The 21,166-nt window shown below is 65.6% G+C and carries 18 protein-coding genes; 9 read left to right on the top strand and 9 right to left on the bottom strand.

The window, feature by feature from the left end; translation table 11 throughout:
• Positions 1–4: 4 nt before the first annotated feature.
• The 7 genes from pepQ to rph all read right to left on the bottom strand — a co-directional run bounded on the left by pepQ (position 5) and on the right by rph (position 7,229).
• Positions 5–1,339, bottom strand: a complete 1,335-nt coding sequence (gene pepQ / locus ACVOMH_RS02100; protein ID WP_481550882.1) for a Xaa-Pro dipeptidase — start codon at positions 1,337–1,339, stop codon at positions 5–7.
• Positions 1,340–1,422: 83 nt separating this feature from the next.
• Positions 1,423–1,770, bottom strand: coding sequence for a PilZ domain-containing protein (locus tag ACVOMH_RS02095; protein WP_481550881.1), 348 nt, complete (start codon positions 1,768–1,770; stop codon positions 1,423–1,425).
• Complete coding sequence (locus ACVOMH_RS02090) at positions 1,767–4,220, bottom strand: DUF1631 domain-containing protein (RefSeq protein WP_481550880.1); 2,454 nt, start codon at positions 4,218–4,220, stop codon at positions 1,767–1,769. Before ACVOMH_RS02090 ends, ACVOMH_RS02095 begins: the two co-directional genes overlap by 4 nt.
• Positions 4,221–4,299: 79 nt before the next feature.
• Positions 4,300–5,505, bottom strand: a complete 1,206-nt coding sequence (gene hemW, locus ACVOMH_RS02085) for a radical SAM family heme chaperone HemW (RefSeq protein ID WP_481551146.1) — start codon at positions 5,503–5,505, stop codon at positions 4,300–4,302.
• A 13-nt stretch (positions 5,506–5,518) separates the two neighbouring features.
• Positions 5,519–6,121: an RdgB/HAM1 family non-canonical purine NTP pyrophosphatase gene (rdgB, locus tag ACVOMH_RS02080; protein ID WP_057505614.1), complete on the bottom strand. Its 603-nt coding sequence runs from the start codon at positions 6,119–6,121 to the stop codon at positions 5,519–5,521.
• Positions 6,118–6,504: a VOC family protein gene (locus ACVOMH_RS02075; RefSeq protein WP_054657045.1), complete on the bottom strand. Its 387-nt coding sequence runs from the start codon at positions 6,502–6,504 to the stop codon at positions 6,118–6,120. The genes rdgB and ACVOMH_RS02075 overlap by 4 nt, the downstream gene beginning before the upstream one ends.
• Positions 6,501–7,229, bottom strand: a complete 729-nt coding sequence (rph, locus tag ACVOMH_RS02070) for a ribonuclease PH (protein WP_057505615.1) — start codon at positions 7,227–7,229, stop codon at positions 6,501–6,503. The genes ACVOMH_RS02075 and rph overlap by 4 nt, the downstream gene beginning before the upstream one ends.
• Positions 7,230–7,337: 108 nt before the next feature.
• Here rph and ACVOMH_RS02065 point away from each other — a divergent pair, with 108 nt between their 5' ends.
• The 9 genes from ACVOMH_RS02065 (at position 7,338) to ACVOMH_RS02025 (ending at position 17,664) form a co-directional block, all read left to right on the top strand.
• Entirely contained in the window at positions 7,338–8,198 is an 861-nt protein-coding gene (locus tag ACVOMH_RS02065) for a YicC/YloC family endoribonuclease (RefSeq protein ID WP_054657047.1), read from the top strand.
• Between the two features lie 114 nt (positions 8,199–8,312).
• Positions 8,313–8,939 (top strand): guanylate kinase, encoded by a 627-nt coding sequence (gmk, locus tag ACVOMH_RS02060; protein WP_054657049.1) that lies wholly within the window; start codon positions 8,313–8,315, stop codon positions 8,937–8,939.
• Positions 8,940–9,068: 129 nt separating this feature from the next.
• Positions 9,069–9,368 (top strand): DNA-directed RNA polymerase subunit omega, encoded by a 300-nt coding sequence (gene rpoZ / locus ACVOMH_RS02055; RefSeq protein ID WP_054657051.1) that lies wholly within the window; start codon positions 9,069–9,071, stop codon positions 9,366–9,368.
• A 107-nt stretch (positions 9,369–9,475) separates the two neighbouring features.
• Positions 9,476–11,635 carry a RelA/SpoT family protein gene (locus ACVOMH_RS02050; RefSeq protein WP_054657053.1) on the top strand — a complete coding sequence of 720 codons (2,160 nt, stop codon included), beginning with the start codon at positions 9,476–9,478 and terminating at the stop codon, positions 11,633–11,635.
• Positions 11,636–11,831: 196 nt separating this feature from the next.
• Positions 11,832–12,215 carry a RidA family protein gene (locus tag ACVOMH_RS02045; protein ID WP_054657055.1) on the top strand — a complete coding sequence of 128 codons (384 nt, stop codon included), beginning with the start codon at positions 11,832–11,834 and terminating at the stop codon, positions 12,213–12,215.
• 435 nt (positions 12,216–12,650) lie between these two features.
• Entirely contained in the window at positions 12,651–14,783 is a 2,133-nt protein-coding gene (gene recG / locus ACVOMH_RS02040) for an ATP-dependent DNA helicase RecG (RefSeq protein WP_481550879.1), read from the top strand.
• Positions 14,784–14,848: 65 nt separating this feature from the next.
• Entirely contained in the window at positions 14,849–15,784 is a 936-nt protein-coding gene (locus ACVOMH_RS02035; RefSeq protein WP_481550878.1) for a nucleoside hydrolase, read from the top strand.
• An 88-nt stretch (positions 15,785–15,872) separates the two neighbouring features.
• On the top strand, positions 15,873–16,115 hold the full coding sequence (locus ACVOMH_RS02030; protein ID WP_054657059.1) for a type B 50S ribosomal protein L31: 243 nt from the start codon (positions 15,873–15,875) through the stop codon (positions 16,113–16,115).
• Positions 16,116–16,389: 274 nt separating this feature from the next.
• Positions 16,390–17,664 carry a citrate synthase gene (locus ACVOMH_RS02025; RefSeq protein ID WP_054657061.1) on the top strand — a complete coding sequence of 425 codons (1,275 nt, stop codon included), beginning with the start codon at positions 16,390–16,392 and terminating at the stop codon, positions 17,662–17,664.
• A 237-nt stretch (positions 17,665–17,901) separates the two neighbouring features.
• Here ACVOMH_RS02025 and ACVOMH_RS02020 read toward each other — a convergent pair whose 3' ends face one another.
• Positions 17,902–18,522, bottom strand: coding sequence for a hypothetical protein (locus ACVOMH_RS02020; protein WP_054657063.1), 621 nt, complete (start codon positions 18,520–18,522; stop codon positions 17,902–17,904).
• A gap of 81 nt (positions 18,523–18,603) precedes the next feature.
• Positions 18,604–21,030 carry a penicillin-binding protein 1A gene (locus ACVOMH_RS02015; RefSeq protein WP_481550877.1) on the bottom strand — a complete coding sequence of 809 codons (2,427 nt, stop codon included), beginning with the start codon at positions 21,028–21,030 and terminating at the stop codon, positions 18,604–18,606.
• Positions 21,031–21,166: the final 136 nt, after the last annotated feature.

Below are 21,166 nucleotides of genomic sequence, written 5' to 3'. Positions count from 1 at the left end.
CCGGTCAGGCCGTGGCTGCGGCGGCAAATGCCGGGCGGGTGAGGTTGTCGGCCTGGCCTTCGGTACACAGCACTTCGTCTTCGATACGGACGCCGCCGTAGGGGCGGAAGAAATCCACGCGATCCCAGTTGATGCTGGCGGCGTTGCCGGCTTTCTTCACTTCGTCCAGCAGCATGTCGATGAAGTACAGGCCCGGCTCGATGGTCACCACCATGCCCGGTTCCAGCACGCGGGTCATACGCAGGTAGGGATGGCCGGCCGGGCGTTCGATCCGGCCGCCGTGCTCGCCGGCGGCGAAGCCGGCCACATCGTGCACCTGCGCACCGATCAGGTGGCCGATGCCGTGCGGGAAGAATGCCGCGCTCACCCCGGTGGCTAGCGCGGCCTCCGGCGATACGGTGATCACACCGAAGTCCTTGAGGATGCCCATCAGCGACAGGTGGGCATCGATATGCAGCTGCTTGTAGTCGAAGCCGGCGCGGACCGCTTCGCACATCTTGATCTGCGCCGCGTCCACCGCATCGACCAGCGCCTGGAATTCACCGTGGCCGGCGGCCGCGTAGGTACGGGTGATATCGCTGGCATAGCCGCAGGCCGAAGCGCCGGCGTCGATCAGGAAGCTGCGCAGCGGCTGCGGTGCGCTGCGGCCCAGGTCGGTGTAGTGCAGCACCGCGGCATGTTCGTTGAGCGCGATGATGTTGCCGTAGGGCAGGTCGTTGGCGTCCTGGCCGACCGCTTGGCAGTAGGCCATGTGGATCTCGAACTCGCTGGCACCGGCCCGGAACGCGGCCTCGGCGGCACGATGGCCACGCACGCCCAGCACCTGCGCCTGGCGCATCAGTGCGATTTCATAGGGGGTCTTGTAGCCGCGGTGCCAGTCCAGATGGTTGATCACCGCTTCCGGATTGTTCGGTACGAAGTTGCCCAGCGCGCTCTGCGGCTCACCGACAATGGCGCAGCGCGCCGGGTCCCCGGGCAGCAAGGCCAGCGCCTGGTCCGGCTTGCGGATGATGTGGATATCGAAATGCTCCACCCACCAGCCGCTGGGTGCGGCCGGAACCGCGTGCCAATAGTCGAACGGCTGATAGAACACCAGCGTCGGGCGTTTCCCGGGGGTGTGGATCAGCCAGCTGTTGGGCAGCCGGGTCAGCGGCAGCCAGGCCTTGAACTGCGGGTTGACCGCGTACGGGTAATCGCGGTCGTCGAAGGCCTGGTAGTGCAGGGTACCGCTGGGAATGACCAGGTGATCGAAACCGCCGCGTGCCAGCGCCGCATCGGCGCGGCGGGAGAGCTCGCCCAGATGGTGGGAATACAGGACGCCTGGATCTTGCTGTTTCATCGCGGTGGCTCGCTCGACGGTGCGGAATACAGGCCTGCGATTCTGCCGCAATCACGCGCGAGCTGCTGTGCCGTTTTCGGCAGTCAGTCCGTAGGAAGGTTGCCCTCGATCCACCGCGCCAGCTGTTCGCGATGGGGCCTGTCCAGGGTCAGGAAACGGAAGCCGGCCCAGCAGTGGTCCGGGGTGTGGGCCGGGGTACGCCACAGCAGATGCACGCCGACGTCGATGTCGATCTCGCCGCCCCGGCCGTCGGGAATGGGAAACTGCAGCTGGTACAGGGCATCTTCCAGCAGGGGTTCGGAGGCGATGACCAGCATGCCGGTTTCGGACACGTTGCTCAGGCGGCCGATCACGCTGTCGGTCATCCGGTCCCGGACCGGGATCAGTGCTGGAATCTGCAGGCGCGGCGCCCGCCGGGTGTTGGTGATCATGCGGACTCCGCAGCGGAACTGCCGCCGGCAAGTGAGCGCAACGTGCGCAGGGTTGCCTGCCAGGCGCGGTCGATCAGGCGGCCGCGGTCTTCGGTGACCACCTGCACCTGGCCCTTGGCCATCAGCCGGGCGAGTGCGTCGAGCGAATGCTCGGCCACCTTCTGCCCGCGCTGGTTGACGAACAGTGCGTTGTCGGTGATCAGGCTATACCAGGACAGGCGCTGGCGCTGCGAATCACCCTGCTGGTTGACGGTGAATTCGAACCACGTGCCGAACGGCATCGTGCGCAACTGCCGGTAATGCGTTTCCTCTTCCGGGCTGCGGTTGGCTACCGGCTTGCGGCGCGGATCTTCTTCTTCGTCGCGCTCGCTGCCCTCACCCAGACGGGCGCGGGCTTTGAGTTTGGCGCTGAGCTCGGTCTTGGAGGTGGTGTCGTCTTCCCCGCCCGGGGTGGACAGGCGCCGGGCGATCGCGCCGGCCTCGTCGCGGTGGTAGCCGACCTGCAACAGTGATTCTTCGATCTGGTTGCCCAGCACCACGTCCGGCTCGCCGCCAGCGGGGCTGGCGGTGACTTCGCTGATGCGGGCGGTGGCGACCTGGCGCTGTTGCCATTCCTCGGAGTTGTCGCCCTGGCGCAGCAGGGTCAGGGTCAATACGTCGGCCCAGGCCTGGCGCAGCAGGGTCTGCACGAATTTGGGCGCCGCGCCGTTGCGACATTGCTGGTCGATGGTACGCGTGGCCAGCTGCTTGGCAGCCTCCAGCCGCTCCTTGCCGCGTGCCGCTTCCACATGCCGGCGCTCGGTGACTTCGGCCTTGCGGGCGGCCGTCCGCAGGTGGTTCTGGATCTGCTGGTTGGCCTCGGTGAAGACCGCTTCGTTGCCGTCGTAGTCGGTGACGACCTTGTTGACCGCCTCACCGAGCTTCTGCAGCAGCACCGGATCGCCATCGTCATCGCCCAGCCAGGTGGCGCCGGATTCGGCCACCGCGTTGAGCAGCTCGCGCGCGGGGTGCTGGTCACGGACGAAGAATGCTTCGTCGTGGATCGCCGCCCGCGCCACCGGTACCTGCAGCTGGGTCAGCAGGTCCGCGGCCGCGCCTTCGGTGCGGACTTCGCGCTGGATCTGCGTGTACAGCATCCCCAGCAGGTCGAGGGTGTCGGCATCCTGTGGGGCGAGTGAGGCCGCAGGTCCGTGGTCGGCCTTGATCTGGCCGAGCAGCGCATTGCGGATGTCGCCAATGCTGCGCCGCGTGCCCGGCGAGGCGGCCTGCGCCTGCAGGCGGCCGAGCACCTCCATCACGGCCTGGCTGGGAACCGGTCGGGGTGCGTCGCCTGCCGGCGGCGCTGCAGCGGTGTGCGGGTCGTCGGTGGTGGCCGTGGCGGCACTGGCTGCCACGTTGCCACGTGGCTGGGGATGGCGGGCGGCGTCCAGCAGGCTGTGCAGGGCGGACATGCCGGGGGCGGAGATACCGCTTTCGCTGCCTGCAGGCATGGCGCCGGGGACAGCGCCAGTGCTGCCCGCGCCGGCCGAGAAGGAGGGGGCGGAGGCGGCTGCTGATCCTGCAGTGGCAACGGCGGCAGGGAATCCAGCCGTGGCGCCCTCATCAGGCAGAACCGCCCACGACGCCGCGGGCGCCTGTCCCTGCCAGCCGGTCAGGGGCCGGTTGGCCGCCGTGCGCTCGCCATTTGCGGCGTTGGCGGTCGAAGGCCCGTTCTGGCCGCCGCCGCGCGGGGCGGAAGGGCGCACCAGGTAGGGGCGGTAGACCAGCCCGGGCAGCACGCCTTCGCGGGCGAGCAGGATGTTGGCGCGATCGATCAACTCGCTGTGGCGTTCCATCGCCTGGCGCTCGAACACCTGATACAGCAACAGCTGCGTTTCCAGGCTCAGCTGCAGCTGCTCGCCGCAGTCGCGCAACGCGCGGCACAGCGCATAGGGGCCGATCGGCAGCCGTTCGATCTCGATGGCCGGTTGCGCGGCGAGCACGCCAAAACGCTGCCCCAGCAGTTGCAACGGACTGGGCGAGCGGTTGCTTTCGCGCCGGGCCATTTCATGCAGCACGATGTCGCGGTCGATGTCGGTGTCTTCGACCAGCGTCATGGTCTTGAGCGAGGCGTCCCTTGTCCGCGCGGCCGCGGTATGGCGGGCATCCTTGAACTGGACCAGTTGCTGCTCCAGCGCGTAGAAAAAGCGTGCCGGGAACTGGTCGCTGCACTCGCGCAGCTGGCGCATCTGCGCGTAGATGTCCGATTGGAGCTGGCTGCTGCGGGCTTTTTCCGCATGCTGGAACAGCTCGCGGTCCAGTCCGAGCATGGTCAGCTTCAGTGGCTGCTCCAGCACTTCCACGGCCAGCGCGTGGATCTGCTCCAGCAACATCCGCACACGGGGTGGCAGCGCGGCGCCAGCGATTCGAGCCGGCGCATGGCTGGCGGTGGTTGATGCGTTCCCTGACATCCGATGTACGTTCCGCGCCCCTTGTATGGGACGTTTTCTACCATTTTAGTGACGGAGTAGCCACTTCCGTCGCGTGCGCTCAGCGCAGGAACAGCTCCACCACGTCATTGGTGAAGTGCCGGCCCAGCTCGGTGGGCGTGGCTCTGGCACCGTCACAGATCAGCCAGCCGCGCGCCTGTGCGGTATCCAGTGCCGGTCGCAGCACGCTGCGCTCCAGTCCGGTGCGGGCCTCGAAATCGGCCAGCGGGAAGCCTTCGTGCAGGCGCAGCAGATTGAGCATGTACTCGAACGGCAGGCGTTCTGCGCCGACCACGTCATCGCCGCCGATGGCGGCGGGCGTGCCTGCGGTGTCCATGAAAGTCTGCGGGTGCTTGTGCTTCCAGCGGCGCAGCACCTGCTGCTCGGCGCCGGAGCTGATCTTGCCGTGAGCGCCGGCACCGATCCCCAGGTAGTCGCCGAAACGCCAGTAGTTGAGGTTGTGCTGGCATTGCCAGCCCTCGCGGGCATAGGCGCTGACCTCGTACTGGCCATAGCCGTGCTCGGCGAGCAGGGCCTGGCAATGCTCCTGGATGTCCCAGGCGCCGTCCTCGTCGGGTATGCCCTGCGGCGGCTTGGCGAAGAACACCGTGTTCGGCTCCAGCGTCAGCTGGTAGTGCGAGATATGCGTGGGATCGAGTGCGAAGGCCCGCTCAAGATCATGCTCGGCCTGGGCCAGCGTCTGCTGCGGCAGCGCGTACATCAGATCGATATTGAAGTTGTTGTAGCCGGCGTCCTGCGCCAGCTTGACCGCGCGTTCGGCCTCGCGGCTGTCGTGGATACGGCCCAGGCGCTGCAATGCTTCATCGTTGAAGGTCTGGATGCCGAAGCTGATGCGGTTCACGCCCGCCGCCCGGTAGCGGTCGAAGCGGCCGTGTTCGGCGGTGCCCGGGTTGGTCTCCAGCGTCACTTCCAGATTCGGCGCAAAGCGCAGGCGCGCGCTGGCTGCCTGCAGGAAGCGGTCGATCGCCTCGGGCGGGAACAGGCTGGGAGTGCCGCCGCCGAAGAACACGCTGTTCACCACCCGGCCCCAGACCAGTGGCAGATCCTGGTCCAGATCGCGGATGAGCGCATCGATATACGCATCGAACGGCAGCGCACCCTTGCCCGCGTGCGAGTTGAAATCGCAGTACGGGCATTTGCGCACGCACCATGGCAGGTGCACATACAGCGACAACGGCGGTGGTACCAGTTGCACCGGGCCCGGGGCATCACAGCCGCAGGCGTCGTCATGGGTGTGGAGGTCCATATGCATGCCGACCTCAGCGCGCCAGCTGGGTGGACAGCTGCTGTACCAGCAACTGCAGCGCCTTGGCGCGATGGCTGCGGCCATTCTTCTGCGCCGGCTCCATCTGCGCGGCGGTCAGGCCAAGTTCTTCATCCAGGAATACCGGGTTGTAGCCGAAGCCGTTGCTGCCGCGCAGTTCATCGATGATGCGGCCTTCCCAGCTGCCTTCGCAGATCAGCGGCTGCGGATCATTGGCGTGGCGCAGCAGCACGATCACCGCGTAGAAACGCGCAGTGCGGCGCTGGGCGGGCACATCGCGCAGCGCTTCGAGCAGCTTGGCGTTGTTGGCGGCATCGTCGGTGGGGCTGCCGGCGTAGCGCGCGCTGTACAGGCCGGGCGCACCGTCCAGTGCATCGACGATCAGGCCGGAGTCATCGGCCAGCGCCGACAGGCCGGTGACTTCGCAGGCGTGGCGCGCCTTGATCAGCGCGTTCTCGACGAAGGTCAGGCCGGTTTCCGGCACATCGCCCACGCCCAGCTCGCGCTGCGGCACGATCTGCAGCGGCAACCCGCCCAGCAGGGTCTGCAGCTCTTCCAGTTTGCCGGCGTTGCCGCTGGCCAGTACCAGTTTCATCATTTGGGTTCCAGCAGGTCCCAGGTATTGCCATACAGGTCGCGGAACACCACGACGGTGGCATAGCTCTCGTTGCGGGGCGCTTCGGTGAATTCCACACCGAAGGCCTGCATGGCCTCGTAGTCGCGCCAGAAGTCGTCGGTGTACAGGAAGAAGCCGACACGGCCGCCGGTCTGGTTGCCGATATGCGCGCGCTGCGCTTGGTCACTGGCGCGCGCCAGCAACAGCGATGCGGCGTTGCCATTGGCCGGGCCGACCACGACCCAGCGCTTGTGGCCCTGATCCAGGTCCTCCAGCAGGCGGAAGCCCAGCGCGCCGGTGTACCAGGCGATGGCCTCGTCGTAATCGGCGACGACCACCGTCACCAGGGCCAGATACCGGCTCATGCCTGCGCCAGTGCCGCCTGCTGCGCGTCGAACAGCTCGCGGATACCCTTTTCAGCCAGCACCAGCAGCGCGTCCAGCTCGTCACGACGGAAGGCGTGGCCTTCAGCGGTGCCCTGCAGCTCGATGAAGCCGCCGCCGTCGTTCATCACCACGTTCATGTCGGTGTCGCAGTCGCTGTCCTCGACGTAGTCCAGATCCAGCACCGGTACGCCTTTGTAGACGCCGACCGACACCGCGGCGACGGCGCCGAAGACCGGATTGCGCTTGATGTCGCCGCGCTTGAGCAGCACGTTCACCGCGTCGACCAGTGCCACGTAGGCGCCGGTGATGGCGGCGGTGCGGGTGCCGCCGTCGGCCTGCAGCACGTCGCAATCCAGGGTGATGGTGCGCTCGCCCAGCGCATTGCGGTCGATGCAGGCGCGCAGCGTGCGGCCGATCAGGCGCTGGATTTCCAAGGTGCGGCCGCCCTGCTTGCCACGCGCGGCTTCGCGGTCGGAACGGGTATGGGTGGCGCGCGGCAGCATGCCGTATTCAGCTGTCACCCAGCCTTCGCCCTTGCCGCGCAGGAAGCCGGGAACGCGGTTCTCGACACTGGCCGTGCACAGCACGCGGGTATTGCCAAAGCTCACCAGAACCGAGCCTTCGGCGTGGCATGTGAAGGCGCGTTCAAGGGTAACGGTGCGCAGCTGATCGGCCTGGCGGCCGCTGGGACGGGAAAAGGTCATGAAAAGTCCGGATTGCGAAGGCTTCGATGGGGCGTCCGGGCGGTCAATACACCGGCGTCCGGGGCTGGCTAGGGTACCATTCGCCCTTTGAAATTCATCGGAAAACACATGATTCGGAGCATGACCGCCTACGCCGGTGGTGAGCGCGTGACGCCCTGGGGCACCTTGGGCTGCGAACTGCGCTCGGTCAATCACCGCTTTCTCGAAGTAGGGGTGCGGCTGCCGGAAGACCTGCGTTCGCTGGAGCCACAGCTGCGGGAGCGCGTGTCCGCACGGGTCAGTCGCGGCAAGCTGGATCTGGTGATGCGCCTGCGTGCGCCCGAGGCGACCACCTCGCTGGCGGTCAATGAAGTGCTGGTGGAACAGCTGGGCGATCTGGCGGCACGTCTGCAGGCAAGTTTTCCCTCCATGCAGGTGGGTTTCACCGAATTGCTGCAATACCCGGGGGTGCTGCGCGCCGAATCCACCGACGCGGCCGCCCTGCAGGCCGAAGCGCTGGCGCTGCTGGATCAAACCATCGACAGCTTCGTGCAGGCGCGTGAGCGCGAGGGCCAGAAGCTGGCCGAAGCCATCAGCGAGCGTGTGGACGGGGTCGAGCGTATCGCCGCGGAAGTGCGTGAGCTGATTCCAGCCATCCGCGAAGGGCAGCGCGCCAAGCTGGCCGCACGACTGGCCGATCTTCCCCATCCGATGGATCCGGGGCGCGCCGAACAGGAACTGGTGCTGTGGCTGCAGAAGCTTGACGTGGACGAGGAGCTGGATCGTCTGTCCAGCCACATCGCCGAGATCCGCCGGGTGCTCAAGCAGCGCGAGCCGGTGGGGCGTCGCCTGGACTTCCTGCTGCAGGAATTCAATCGCGAAGCCAACACCACCGGGTCCAAGTCGGTGGACAGCCGCACTTCCAATGCCGCGGTGGAGCTGAAGGTGCTGATCGACCAGATCCGCGAGCAGGTCCAGAACATCGAATAACCGCGTCCCTGGCGTTGCTGTGAACCGGCCACCACCGATCTGGTGGCCGGTGGATTCGGGTTGCCGGCCGGTGCGTGATATTCTGCGCTGCCTTGCAAGTGGCGCCCCAGTTCCATGCGCGGAACTCTCTACATCGTTGCCGCCCCTTCCGGCGCAGGCAAAAGCAGCATCGTCAACGCCACCCTGGCGCGCGATCCGCAGATTTCACTCTCGATCTCCTTCACCTCGCGGGCCATGCGTCCGGGCGAGGAGAACGGCAAGCACTACCATTTCGTCAGCGCGGCCGAGTTCGAGCGGATGATCGGTGACGGCGATTTCTTCGAGCACGCCCTGGTGCACGGCGACTGGAAGGGTACCGCCCGCCAATCGGTGGAGCCGCAGCTGGCCGCCGGCCAGGACGTGCTGCTGGAAATCGACTGGCAGGGTGCGCGCCAGGTGCGCGAGAAGGTGCCCGGTGCGGTCAGTGTGTTCATCCTGCCGCCGTCGCGCCAGGCGCTGGACGAGCGCATGCGCAAGCGCGGCCAGGACAGCGAGGCGGTGATCGCCCAGCGGCTGGCCGCCGCCCGCGAGGAAATGCTGCACTACGACGAATTCGACTATGTGATCGTCAATGAGGACTTTGACATCGCCGTGGGTGAAATGTGCTCCATCTTCGCCGCCAGCCGCCTGCGACTGGCGGCCCAGCAGCGGCGCCACGCCGGACTGATAGACTCGTTGCTGGCCCCGGAATCGACCCCGTAAAAACAGCAAGCGATTGATTCACAAGGGTCTGTTCAGGGGCTGGCTTGATTTTTGCCATGGCTCGCCCCTACAATCGCCCCCCTTTCCCACATTCGATCGAGCGGCCGTTGCAGGTCGCCGGGAGCCCGCATGGCCCGCATTACCGTAGAAGATTGCCTGGAAGTCGTTAACAACCGTTTTGAGCTGGTCATGATGGCGTCCAAGCGCGCCCGCCAGTTGGCAAATGGTGTCCAGGCGACGATCGATAACAGCGAGACCGAGGACAAGCCGACCGTGCTGGCACTGCGCGAAATCGCGGCCCGCAAGATCGACCTCAACCTGATCGAGGAAGTCGAGAAGGCCGAGCGCGAGCGCATCGAGCGTGAGGCGCTGGAATGGGCTGCCGCCGAAGTGGTTGCCGACGAAGACATGTCCAAGAACGACGATTGATCCGGCTGCCCGGATCATCGCGTGAGATGGCACCGACAGCCCGCTCTATGCGGGCTGTTCGCGTTGTGGGGTTTGCCGTTATTACGCTGCTGACATAGTCTTCTGACATGAACCCAGGCCCTACTGCCCAGGTCGCCACGCCAGCGGGCGGGGCGGTACCTGACTACGTACTCCAACTCGAACGTGCTGCCGGCTATCTTCCTGCTGGACAAGTGCCGTTGCTGCGGCGTGCATGGGAAGTGGGCGCGGCCGCGCACGCGGGCCAGACGCGCAAATCAGGCGAGCCCTACATCACCCATCCGGTCGCGGTGGCGCGCATTCTCGCGGAGCTGGGACTGGACGTGGAGGCGCTGATCGCCGCGATCCTGCACGATACGATCGAAGACACGCCGCTGACCCGGCAGCAGCTGGCCGCCGAGTTCGGCGAGACCGTGGCCGAATTGGTCGACGGGGTCACCAAGCTGGACAAGCTCAAGTTCCGTGACCGCCAGGAAGCGGCCGCGGAGAGCTTCCGTAAGATGCTGCTGGCGATGTCGCGCGACCTGCGCGTGATCATGATCAAGCTGGCCGACCGCCTGCACAACATGCGCACGCTGGGCGCGCAGAGCAGCGAGGCACGCCGCCGCATCGCCCTGGAAACACTGGATATCTACGCGCCGATCGCGCAGCGCCTGGGCATGAGTCTGATCAAGTCCGAGCTGCAGAATCTGGGCTTCCGCGCGCTGTATCCGTGGCGTCACGCGATCATCGAAAAGCACATCCGCAGCCAGCCGGTGGTCCGTCGCGAGTCGATGGCGCAGGTGGAGGTGCAGCTGTCGCAGCGTCTGGCACGCGAAGGGCTCGAACACCGCCTGATCAGCCGCATCAAGACGCCGTGGAGCATCTACAACAAGATGCGCGACGAGAACAAAAGCTTCGACCAGGTCATGGACGTGTTCGGCTTCCGCCTGGTCATGCGCAGCGTGCCGAACTGCTATCACGCGCTGGGCGCCGTGCATGCCACATTCAAGCCGCTGGATGGCCGCTTCCGCGATTTCATCGCCATCCCCAAGGCCAACGGCTACCAGTCGCTGCACACGGTGCTGTTCGGGCCATACGGTTCGCCGATCGAAGTGCAGATCCGCACCGAGGAAATGGACCTGATCGCCGAGCGCGGTGTGGCTGCGCACTGGACCTACAAGTTCGGTGGTGATTCGCCCAACAGTGCGCAGAGCCGTGCCCACGCGTGGATCGTCGATCTGATCGATTCGCAGCGGGCGGCCGGCTCTTCGCTCGAGTTCCTCGACAACGTCAAGGTCGACCTGTTCCCGGACGAGGTCTATCTGTTCACGCCCAAGGGCAAGATCCTGTCGCTGCCGCGCAACTCCACCACGCTGGATTTCGCCTATGCCGTGCACACCGATGTGGGCAACCGGGCGGTGGCCTCGCGGGTGGACAAGAAGCTGGTGCCGCTGCGCACCAGGCTGGTCAGCGGCCAGACCGTGGAAATCATCACCGCACGGTCGGCCACGCCAAAGCCGCAGTGGCTGGAATTCGTGGTCAGCTCCAAGGCCCGCACCGCCATCCGCCACCAGCTCAAACAGCTGGAACACGAGGATGCGGTGCAGCTGGGCCATCGCATGCTCGACCGCGCGCTGGAGGCGATGGACAGTTCGATCGAGCGGCTGCCGAAGGGGCGCCTGGATGCGTTCCTGGCCGAGTACCGGTTCCCGCGCTTGGAGGCGTTCCTGGCCGATGTCGCGCTGGGCAACTGGATGCCGACCCAGGCGGCACAGGCGTTGATGGCCTATGGCGAGCTTCGTGCCGGTGATTCGGCGCAGCGGCCGCAGGAGAAGATCCTGATCAATGGCAGTGAGCGCGGCGTGGTCAGCTTCGCCAATTGCTGCCAGCCGATTCCGGGCGACGACATCATGGGTTACCACACTGCCGGCAAGGGCATCGTGGTGCACCGCATGGATTGCCCGAATCTGGCTGAACTGCGCAAGTCGCCCGAGCGCTGGGTGCCGATCGGCTGGGACACCAGTGTGGTCGGGGACTACGACACGGCGCTGGTCGTGGAAGTGGAGAATGGCACCGGCGTGCTGGCCCAGTTGGCCGCGGCGATCGCGCAGAGTCATTCCAACATCGAGCGCGTGGACTATCTGGATCGCGATCCCAATGCCGCGGTGCTGTGCTTCAACATCCAGGTGCGCGATCGCACCCACCTGGCCGAAGTGATGCGGCGCCTGCGGCGTCTGTCGGTGGTGCAGGCGGTGCGTCGGCAGTAGTTGCGCAGTTCTCCACAGAGGGTGTGCAACACGGCGATGACAAGTTGTGGATAAGGTCTTCAGGGCCTTATGGGGCAGGTGTTTCCATGGGCTGGTCAAAATTTGACCAGACTTTCGTTGCCGCATTCCGATGGGGTGCGGGTGGCGACAGGGCCGGCGCTACAATGGGGCACCTACTATCAGAGTGGAGCTGTCCATGTCCCGCCAGATCATCAATACCGCCAACGCCCCGGCCGCCATCGGCCCTTATTCGCAGGCCGTGCGTGCCGGCAACACCGTGTATTTTTCCGGCCAGATTCCGCTGGACCCGGCGACCGGTGAGATCGTCGCCGGCGATGTGACCGCGCAGGCCCGTCGCGCGTTCGACAACCTCAAGGCGGTGGCCGAAGAAGCGGGTGGGTCGCTGGACAAGATGGTGCGGCTGGGCCTGTATCTGACCGATCTGGGTGAGTTCGCCAAGGTCAATGCGGTGATGCAGGAGTATTTCCAGGCGCCGTTCCCGGCACGCTCGACCATTGAAGTGTCCGGCCTGCCCAAGGGCGCCGCGTTCGAGGTCGACGCGGTGATGTTTCTCGACTGATCCGTCATCGGCAACCTGTCCATGTGCGAATGCCCGGTTCTGCCGGGCATTCGTCTGTCAGGACGCAGGAAGCCTGATGTCGGAGGGTATACGCCTGGTCCGTCGCTTGAAGGCGCGGCCGAGTGGGGACGTATCGTTGAGGCCGGGTGGATCGCCGGTCATGGCGATAGCCGGTTCGCGGGCCTGCACCACTGCCGCTGCAGGCTTGGTGCGGCTCGGGTGTTGCACCTGGCTGAAGCGGGATTGCCCGCCGCGCCGCCGGCGTGCGGATGGGCCACCTCGTGTCGTGGGGGAAGAAGGCAGCTGCCGGTGTGCTCGACAGGCGGGCGCTGAGCCCGGGCAACCCGGCGTTCCGGTGGGGCGGGGCGTAGGGAAACCCCGGCGTCTTCGGATGCCGGGGTTTCTGTTTGTGACGCATGACGGCATCCTTGTGCAATGTCTGCGCGTCGTGACCTTGCCACCCTTGATCTGTCCACCGAACCGCTGGACCGCCTTGCCGGGGTCGGACCCCGGGTGGCGGCCAAGCTGGAGGCGCGTGGGCTGACCACCCTTCAGGATCTGTGGCTGCACCTGCCGCTGCGCTACGAGGATCGCACCACGCTGCTGCCGATCCGCGCGCTGAAGGCCGGGGTGGCGGCCCAGGTGGAGGGCAGGGTCGAGGCGGTGGAGCGCGGTTTCCGCTACCGCCCGGTACTGCGCGTGGCGATCAGTGACGGGTCCGGCGCCCTGCTGGTGCTGCGATTCTTCCACTTTCGCGCCGCGCAGGTGGCCCAGTTCGCGCTAGGCCGGCGGTTGCGTGCCTATGGCACGCCGCGTGCCGGTCAGCAGGGGCTGGAGATCGTGCATCCCAGCTACCAGCTGCTCGCCGATGACGAGCAGGCCGCGCTCGAGCAGGCGCTGGATCCGGTCTATCCGGTGGTCGAGGGCATCGGTCCGGCCAGCCTGCGAAAGTTGATCGGCCAATCCATCGACCGGCTGCCCGATGCTGCCACGCTGGAACTGCTGCCGCCCGCACTGCTGTCCGGGCTGGGGCTGCCGTCCTTGCGGGAGGCGCTGCTGACCATGCACCGCCCCCCGGTCGACGCGGATGTTGCAGCGCTGGGTGCGGGCGTCCACCCGGCACAGCGGCGACTGGCGATGGAGGAGCTGCTGGCCCATCACCTGAGTCTGCGCCGCCAGCGGATCGCGCTGCAGGCCCATCGCGCGCCCGCGTTGCGTGGAGGCGACGGGCTGGTAAAGGCGCTGCTCGCGTCATTGCCGTTCCGTCTTACCGGCGCGCAGCAACGGGTGTTCGACGAGATCCGTCGCGATCTTGCGCGTGCGCACCCGATGCTGCGGCTGGTGCAGGGCGATGTCGGCTCCGGCAAAACCGTTGTGGCTGCGCTGGCGGCGATGCTGGCGGTGGAGCGCCGCAAGCAGGTCGCGTTGGCGGCGCCGACCGAGCTGTTGGCCGAACAGCATCTGACCAATCTGCGCAGCTGGCTGGAACCGCTGGGCGTTCGCGTGGCCTGGCTGGCCGGCAAGGTGACCGGCAAGGCCCGCAGCAAGGTGCTCGAAGACGTTGCCAGCGGGCACGCGCAGGTGGTGGTTGGCACGCACGCGTTGATGCAGGATGCGGTGGTGTTCAACGATCTGGCGCTGGCCATCGTCGATGAGCAGCACCGCTTCGGCGTGCATCAGCGCCTGGCGTTGCGCGACAAGGGCGCGGCTGCCGGCGTGGTGCCGCATCAGCTGGTGATGACCGCCACGCCGATTCCGCGCACGCTGGCGATGGCCGCGTATGCGGACCTGGATGTTTCGGCCATCGACGAACTGCCGCCGGGGCGCACCCCGGTGCAAACGATCGTCATCAGCGCCGAACGCCGTCCGGCGCTGGTCGAGCGTATCCGCGTGGCCTGTCGGCAGGGGCGCCAGGTGTACTGGGTCTGCACGCTGATCGAGGAAAGTGAAGAAGAGGGGAGTGGTCCGGGCCAGGCGCGGCTGGATGCGACCGCCGCGCAGACCACGTTCGAGACATTGTCCGCGCAGCTGCCCGAGCTGCGCATCGGGCTGGTGCACGGGCGGATGAAGGCGGCCGAAAAGCAAGCGGCGATGCGCGCTTTCAAATCGGCCGAGGTCGACCTTCTGGTGGCCACCACCGTCATCGAAGTCGGTGTCGATGTGCCCAACGCATCGCTGATGATCATCGAGAATGCCGAGCGGCTGGGGCTGGCGCAGCTGCACCAGCTGCGGGGGCGGGTGGGTCGCGGCGCGACCGCATCCAGTTGTGTGTTGATGTACCAGGCCCCGTTGTCGGCGATGGCGCGGGAGCGACTGGAAACCATGCGGCACACGGCCGATGGCTTCCTGATCGCGGAGAAGGACCTGGAGCTGCGCGGCCCCGGTGAACTGCTTGGCACGCGTCAGACCGGTCTTGCCGCATTCCGCGTCGCTGACCTGGCCCGCGATGCGGGTCTGTTGCCTGTCGTGCATGACCTTGCCGATTGCCTGCTGGCCGAGTCGCCGGCGCTGGCCGAACGCGTCGTGCAGCGCTGGATTGGTGGCGCGGCGCGATATGCGGCGGCCTGAACCCAGGCTTCCCCTGTCATGGCCAAACTGCCATGCTCAAAGATCGATCCGATGTGAAGCACAAGATGAGCAAGAAGATTCCGTTGCTGATTGATACCGATCCCGGCGTGGACGATGCGCTGGCCTTGCTGATGGCGTTTGCCGACGACCGCCACGACGTGGTCGGTCTGACGGTGGCGGCCGGCAACGTCGGTCTGGACTACACCGTGCGTAATGCATTGAAGCTGTGCGAAGTGGCCGATCGCGAGGATGTGCCGGTATTTGCCGGCGCGGCCGATCCGCTCGTGTATCCGGCAGAAGATGCCGCCCACGTGCATGGGCGTGATGGGTTCGGTGATGTGGATCTGCCGTTGACCGCACGCAAGGTGCAGGCCGAACACGCGGCATTGGCGATCCTGCGTCTGTCGCACGAATATGCCGGCGAGCTGCTGCTGGTCGCACTTGGGCCGCTGACCAACATCGCGCTGGCACTCAAGCTTGATCCGAGCTTGCCACAGCGCGTCAAGCGCTTTGTGGTGATGGGCGGGGCAATCAACGGCCATGGCAACATCACTCCGGTGGCTGAGTTCAACATCGCGTTTGATCCGGAAGCCGCGCACATCGTGTTTTCGATGTTCCCGCATGCGGACGTCGCCGACTGGGAAGCCACCATCGCCCATGGCCTGCTGCATCGTGATGTCGAGCAGTGGTTGGCCGCCGATACCGACAAGGCACGCTTCTACGAACTGATCTCGCGGCAGACGCGGTTGTGGTCCGAGGACAGTCGTGGTGAGTACTGGTACGCGGCCGACGCCTTGGCCATGGCGTGGGCTTTGCAGCCTGAAGGGGCGACGCGGGTGGAACAGCGTCCGCTGGCGGTCGAGCTCACTGGCAACCGCAGCCGCGGCGCCACCGTGGTGGACTGGAATCGGCAGACCGGAGCGCCGGACAATACCGCGCTGCTGATCGGCTACGAGCAGGGGCGTTTCGAGGCCCAGGTGCGCGCCGCACTGGGCCTGTAAACCCGGGCTGTATGGACTTGGCTTGCCTATCGTCGCAAGCCAAGCCTATAATGCCGCTCTTGACCACCAGCCCGCACGGTGTGAGCCCATGAAGGCCGATATCCATCCTGATTACCACAACGTCGTTTTCCACGACGTCACTTCCGATTTCAAATTCCTGACCCGTTCGACCATGTCCTCCAAGGAGACGGTCAAGTGGGAAGACGGCGAAGAGTATCCGCTGGTCAAGGTTGAAATTTCCTCTGCTTCGCATCCGTTCTACACGGGCAAGCACAAGGTCATCGATACCAGCGGCCGCATCGACAAGTTCCAGAAGCGTTACGCGCGCTAATCTGGTTGTTGTTGCCAAAACAACGGCTGCGCTCTGCGTGGCCGTTGTTTTGTGTTGTCTGTCGTATGGCTGAATTGCGATGAGGTCGGATTGGCCGTCACTGCGACGCTGTGTCGCAGCCATGGTCTTTCTATAAGACTTTCGTCATCGCAACCCGCAAATGTTGCTGTGCGATAATGACGTGAACCGCGGTGGAAAACCGCGGACTTCATTCACGCGTCTGCCCGCTCCCTCTCTGTCAGGACAGGCGCCTTCCACTTGAGGAGCGCACACTGTGTCCGATCTTGATCAGGTCACGCTCAACGCCGGCGACAAGTCGGTTGTTCTGCCTGTAGTCAAACCCGTTCTGGGCAATGACTGTGTCGATATCTCGAAGCTGACCAAAGAAACCGGTCTCTTCACCTACGACTCCGGTTACACCGCCACCGCCAGCTGCAAGTCGGCCATCACGTATATCGATGGTGACAATGGTGTGCTGCTGTATCGCGGTTATCCGATTGAACAGCTGGCCGAGAAGTCCAGCTTTGTTGAAGTCGCCTACCTGCTGATCAACGGCGAGCGCCCGAATGCCGAGCAGCTGAAGGCCTTCGAAGCCGAGCTGAGTGCGGAAGCTGGCGTTGATGCTTCGATCAACACGCTGATCGGCAGCTTTGCCAAGGACGCCCATCCGATGGCGATCCTGGCTGCCTCGATCGCGCAGCTGTCGGCGATCTACCACGACTCGCTGGATCTGTCCGATGCCGAGCAGCGCCGTCAGGCCGCGGTGCGCCTGATCGCCAAGGTGCCGACGCTGTCGGCGCTGATCTATCGTCATGGCAACGGTCTGCCGGCCAACACGCCGGACACCTCGCTGGATTACGTCAGCCGCTTCCTGAAGCAGACCTTCGAGTCGGCCGATGGCAAGTACGACCTGAACAAGGACGTGGTAAAGGCGCTGGACCTGCTGTTCATCCTGCATGCCGACCATGAGCAGAACGCCTCGACCTCGACCGTGCGTCTGGTCGGTTCCACCGGCGCCAACCCGTACGCCTCGGTCGCCGCTGGCGTCACCGCGCTGTGGGGCCCAGCACATGGCGGCGCCAACGAAGCGGTGCTGAAGATGCTGGAAGAGATCGGTTCGGCCGACAACGTCGAGTCCGCCGTGCTCAAGGCCAAGGACAAGACCTCGGGCTTCCGCCTGATGGGCTTCGGTCACCGCGTCTACAAGAACTTCGACCCGCGCGCCAAGGTCATCGGTGAGATGACCAAGCAGGTGCTGGGCCAGCTGGGCGTGCAGGATCCGCTGCTGGACGTGGCCGTCAAGCTGGAGCAGGCCGCGCTGCAGGACGACTATTTCGTCGCCCGCAAGCTGTACCCGAACGTCGATTTCTACAGCGGCATCATCTACAAGGCGCTGCAGATTCCGACCGAGATGTTCACTGTGATGTTCGCCCTGGGCCGCACCGCTGGCTGGGTCTCGCATTGGCTGGAACAGCAGGTCGATCCGGAAATGAAGATCGGCCGTCCGCGCCAGGTCTACACCGGTCACGCCGTGCGCGACTACGAATAATGCTGACGGCGCAGCGATGCGCCGCCATCATCATCGCGAAAAGCCCCGCTCCGGCGGGGCTTTTTCGTTGCCCGGATATCCCCACAGGCTGTGCGAGGGTGATTGTGCAAGTTGTGGATAAGGCTGCGCAGGCCATGTGCTGCAAGGTTCTGCCAGGCGCGATGAAAATTTGACCAGTGCCGGATCTGCCGGCTACCCACACGAAGAGCCTGCCTGGAGGCGTTGCGGTGATCCGGCCTATTCCGCGAGCAGCTGCCGCAGCTGGGCCAGCGTGGCCCGTGGCAATGGTTTGCCATCGTCGGCGGAGGCCGGGGGGTGGCGCAGCGCATCCTCGGGCAGCACCACCAGCTCGAAGGCGATGCCATCGGCGGTGAATTCCCAGCCGGGATAGTGTCGTCGTCCAGTCTGTCCGGCCAGCTGCAGTGACCAGGTTCTGGCCTCGGCGGGAATGTGTTGATCGTGCAGGAAATGCTGGACGGCTTCGGTGTCGTCGCTGTGCAGGTGCAGGATGACGGGGCTGTTGTCGCCGGCCACGCCGGTCAGCACCGCGCCGCTCAGGCGTGGCCGGAAGGCGTGGAGAAACTGCATCGCCTGCAATGCCGATTCCCTGCGCTGGCGTAACGCGCCGGGCTGCGTGGTGCTGCCAAACAGCCGCTGATGCTCGCGTACTGCCTGCTCGACATCGGCCAGACGTGGCAGCAGCGTCTCGTCGTGGATGCCAAGCCGCTCGGCGGCCTTGCGCCGGGCCTGCTCGAAGTCATGGATGCCGCTTTCAGTGATCAGGCGAGCGGCCTCCTGGGCGATCCGCACACGGTTGCGGACGGTGTGCAGGGGCCTGCGCTGCGGCCGGTTCTTCATCAACGGACAGTCCCATGGGCGACGGACTGCCTGATTGTAGGCGCTCGGGGCGGCGGAGAGCTCCACCGCCCCGGACAGGGATCAGAAGATGTCGAACGCGGCGTCGTCGGCCTGCTGTTCCTGCTGGTCAAAGTCGAATTCCTGCATGCGATCCAGATCCTCGACCTTGATCCATTCGGTGGCGCCATTGAGCGTGGCTTCGACCATGCCCGATGGCGGGTCGTTCTTTGCGATCGGGGCGTCTTTCAGTGCCACGCGCATGTAGTCGATCCAGATCGGCAAGGCCGCGCGACCGCCGTACTCGCGATAGCCCAGTGAGCGGAAGTCGTCACGGCCCACCCACACGGTAGTGGCCAGCGGCCCGCCAAAACCGGAGAACCACGCGTCGCGATGGTCGTTGGTGGAGCCGGTCTTGCCGCCGACGTCCTCGCGACCCAGGACCTTGGCCGCGGTACCGGTGCCGCGCTGGACCACATCGCGCATCATCGAGTTGAGTTGATAGGCGGTGCGCTCATCAATGGCGCGCGGTGCGATGCGGGCATCGGGGTTGGCCGGCGCGGCAGGCGTGGTCGATTCCTGCTTGGCCGGATCGGACGTGGCAGCGACTGGCGCGGCTTCAGCACCGAAGTTGAAGCCATCGACCACTTGGCTTGCAGGTGTCGTGCTGGGGCCCGCGCCGCCGCAGCCGCGACAGGCTAATGCGGGATTTTCCTTGAAGATCACTGTGCCGTCGCGATCTTTAACCTCGTCGATGATCCAGGTGTCGATGCGCGAGCCGCCATTGGCGAATGCCGCATAGCCGCGCGCCACCGACAATGGCGTCAATGACGCGGTACCCAGTGACATCGACAGGTTCGGCGGCAGTTCGGCTTCCTGGAAGCCGAATTCGCTGATGTACTTGCGCGCGAAGTCCACGCCGATGCTGTCCAGCAGGCGCACCGAAACCAGGTTACGCGACTGCACGAGTGCTTCGCGCAGGCGCATCGGGCCGCGGAAACCGCCGCCATCGTTCTGGGGCTGCCACGTTTTGCCGCGGCGATCACGGAACACCACGGGCGCATCGAGCACGATCGAGGCCGGGTTGAAGCCCTTGTCGAACGCGGCCGCATAGATGAACGGCTTGAAGCTGGAGCCCGGCTGGCGGCGGGCCTGGGTGGCGCGATTGAACTTGTTGCCGGCGAAGCTGAAACCGCCGACAAGCGCGCGCAGCGCCCCGGAGTCGGCATCCAGTGAAACCAGCGCCGCCTGGCCGCGCGGAATCTGGTCGATCACCCATTCGCCTTCCTTCTCGCCTGCACGCACGCGAATGAGGTCGCCGCGGGTGGTCAGTTTGGCGGGTGTCTTGTTGGCCCAGCGCGTGGCCGAGGCCGGGAGCGTCAGCTCGGTACGGTCGGCCAGCACTACGCTCACCCCGCCATCGGCATGGGTGGCCGAGACGATGGCCGGCAGCAAGCCCGATTGCGCCGGAATCGCACTGATATGGCGGGCCAGCGCAGCGGCATCGTCGCTGGCGGCGACATCGAAATGCTGTTCCACGCCGTGCCAGCCATGGCGATGGTCGTAGACGCGAAGGCCATTGGCCACCGCCTGGTTGGCGGCTTCCTGCAACTCGCCATTGATGGTGGTGGTGACGTGGTAGCCCTCGTTAAGCACGTCGCCGCCGTATCGGGCGATCATCTCCTGACGGACGAGCTCGGCCACATAGGGCGCGTAGACCTGCACTGGCGGCTCGTGCGGCGCGGCATGCATCGGCACGGCCTTGGCGGCATCGGCCTCGGCCTGGGTGATGAAGCCCAGTTCGGCCATGCGCTGCAGCACGTAGTTGTCGCGGCGCTGGCGGGCCCGTTCGGGATTGCTGATCGGATTGCCGCTTGAGGGGAATTTCGGAATGCCGGCCAGCGAGGCCATCTCGTCCAGGCTCAGCTGGTCGAGCTTCTTGCCGTAGTAATACTCGGCGGCCGCGCCAATGCCGTAGGCGCGGTTGCCGAAGAAGCTCTTGTTCAGATACAGCTCGAAGATCTCGTCCTTGCTCAGCTCGTTCTCGATCTTCCGTGCCAGCAGAATCTCGGCCAGCTTGCGCGTATAGCTGTACTCGGAGCTCAGGAAGAACTGCCGCGCCACCTGCTGGGTGATCGTGGAGCCGCCCGGGACGCGTTTGGCGTCGGTCGTGGCCAGCAGCCACACCGCGCGGCCCACGCCTTTGTAGTCCACGCCGTCGTGCTGGTAGAAACGCGCATCCTCAGTGGCCAGAAAGGCCTGCTTCAGGCGCTCGGGCACGTCCTTCATCTGTACGGGATAGCGGCGCGTTTCGCCAAAAACCGCCATCAAACGACCATCGCTGGCGTATACGTACATCGGCTCCTGCAGCTCGACATCGCGCAGTGCCTGTACATCGGGCAATTTCGAGGAAACGACGTAATACAAGGCGCCTGCGGCGATCGCTCCCACCAGGGCGAGGGCGACAAAAAGGGCCAGCAGCCAGCGTAGCCAGCGGCGAAAACGTGGCATCTAGGGGAGTCCCGATTGCGGATTTCGTGGCCGCAGAGTATAGATTATGCAGGGGGACGGCTGGGGCCGCCTCCGGGGAGAAGTGGTTGGGGATCTGTTGGCCGATCTGTGGGGCACGTCGCCTTTCGGATCACTG

The sequence above is a fragment of the Stenotrophomonas sp. STEN013 genome (assembly GCF_056760355.1).
Note: the sequence above shows the minus strand (reverse complement) of the source record. Positions and strands in the feature narration are given on the sequence as shown.

Excerpts from the sequence above, each read along its gene's own strand:
- pepQ (WP_481550882.1), bottom strand. The coding sequence starts at position 1,339 with ATGAAACAGCAAGATCCAGGCGTCCTGTATTCCCACCATCTGGGCGAG.
- ACVOMH_RS02095 (WP_481550881.1), bottom strand. The coding sequence starts at position 1,770 with ATGATCACCAACACCCGGCGGGCGCCGCGCCTGCAGATTCCAGCACTG.
- ACVOMH_RS02090 (WP_481550880.1), bottom strand. The coding sequence starts at position 4,220 with ATGTCAGGGAACGCATCAACCACCGCCAGCCATGCGCCGGCTCGAATC.
- hemW (WP_481551146.1), bottom strand. The coding sequence starts at position 5,505 with ATGGACCTCCACACCCATGACGACGCCTGCGGCTGTGATGCCCCGGGC.
- rdgB (WP_057505614.1), bottom strand. The coding sequence starts at position 6,121 with ATGATGAAACTGGTACTGGCCAGCGGCAACGCCGGCAAACTGGAAGAG.
- ACVOMH_RS02075 (WP_054657045.1), bottom strand. The coding sequence starts at position 6,504 with ATGAGCCGGTATCTGGCCCTGGTGACGGTGGTCGTCGCCGATTACGAC.
- rph (WP_057505615.1), bottom strand. The coding sequence starts at position 7,229 with ATGACCTTTTCCCGTCCCAGCGGCCGCCAGGCCGATCAGCTGCGCACC.
- ACVOMH_RS02065 (WP_054657047.1), top strand. The coding sequence starts at position 7,338 with ATGATTCGGAGCATGACCGCCTACGCCGGTGGTGAGCGCGTGACGCCC.
- gmk (WP_054657049.1), top strand. The coding sequence starts at position 8,313 with ATGCGCGGAACTCTCTACATCGTTGCCGCCCCTTCCGGCGCAGGCAAA.
- rpoZ (WP_054657051.1), top strand. The coding sequence starts at position 9,069 with ATGGCCCGCATTACCGTAGAAGATTGCCTGGAAGTCGTTAACAACCGT.
- ACVOMH_RS02050 (WP_054657053.1), top strand. The coding sequence starts at position 9,476 with ATGAACCCAGGCCCTACTGCCCAGGTCGCCACGCCAGCGGGCGGGGCG.
- ACVOMH_RS02045 (WP_054657055.1), top strand. The coding sequence starts at position 11,832 with ATGTCCCGCCAGATCATCAATACCGCCAACGCCCCGGCCGCCATCGGC.
- recG (WP_481550879.1), top strand. The coding sequence starts at position 12,651 with ATGTCTGCGCGTCGTGACCTTGCCACCCTTGATCTGTCCACCGAACCG.
- ACVOMH_RS02035 (WP_481550878.1), top strand. The coding sequence starts at position 14,849 with ATGAGCAAGAAGATTCCGTTGCTGATTGATACCGATCCCGGCGTGGAC.
- ACVOMH_RS02030 (WP_054657059.1), top strand. The coding sequence starts at position 15,873 with ATGAAGGCCGATATCCATCCTGATTACCACAACGTCGTTTTCCACGAC.
- ACVOMH_RS02020 (WP_054657063.1), bottom strand. The coding sequence starts at position 18,522 with ATGAAGAACCGGCCGCAGCGCAGGCCCCTGCACACCGTCCGCAACCGT.
- ACVOMH_RS02015 (WP_481550877.1), bottom strand. The coding sequence starts at position 21,030 with ATGCCACGTTTTCGCCGCTGGCTACGCTGGCTGCTGGCCCTTTTTGTC.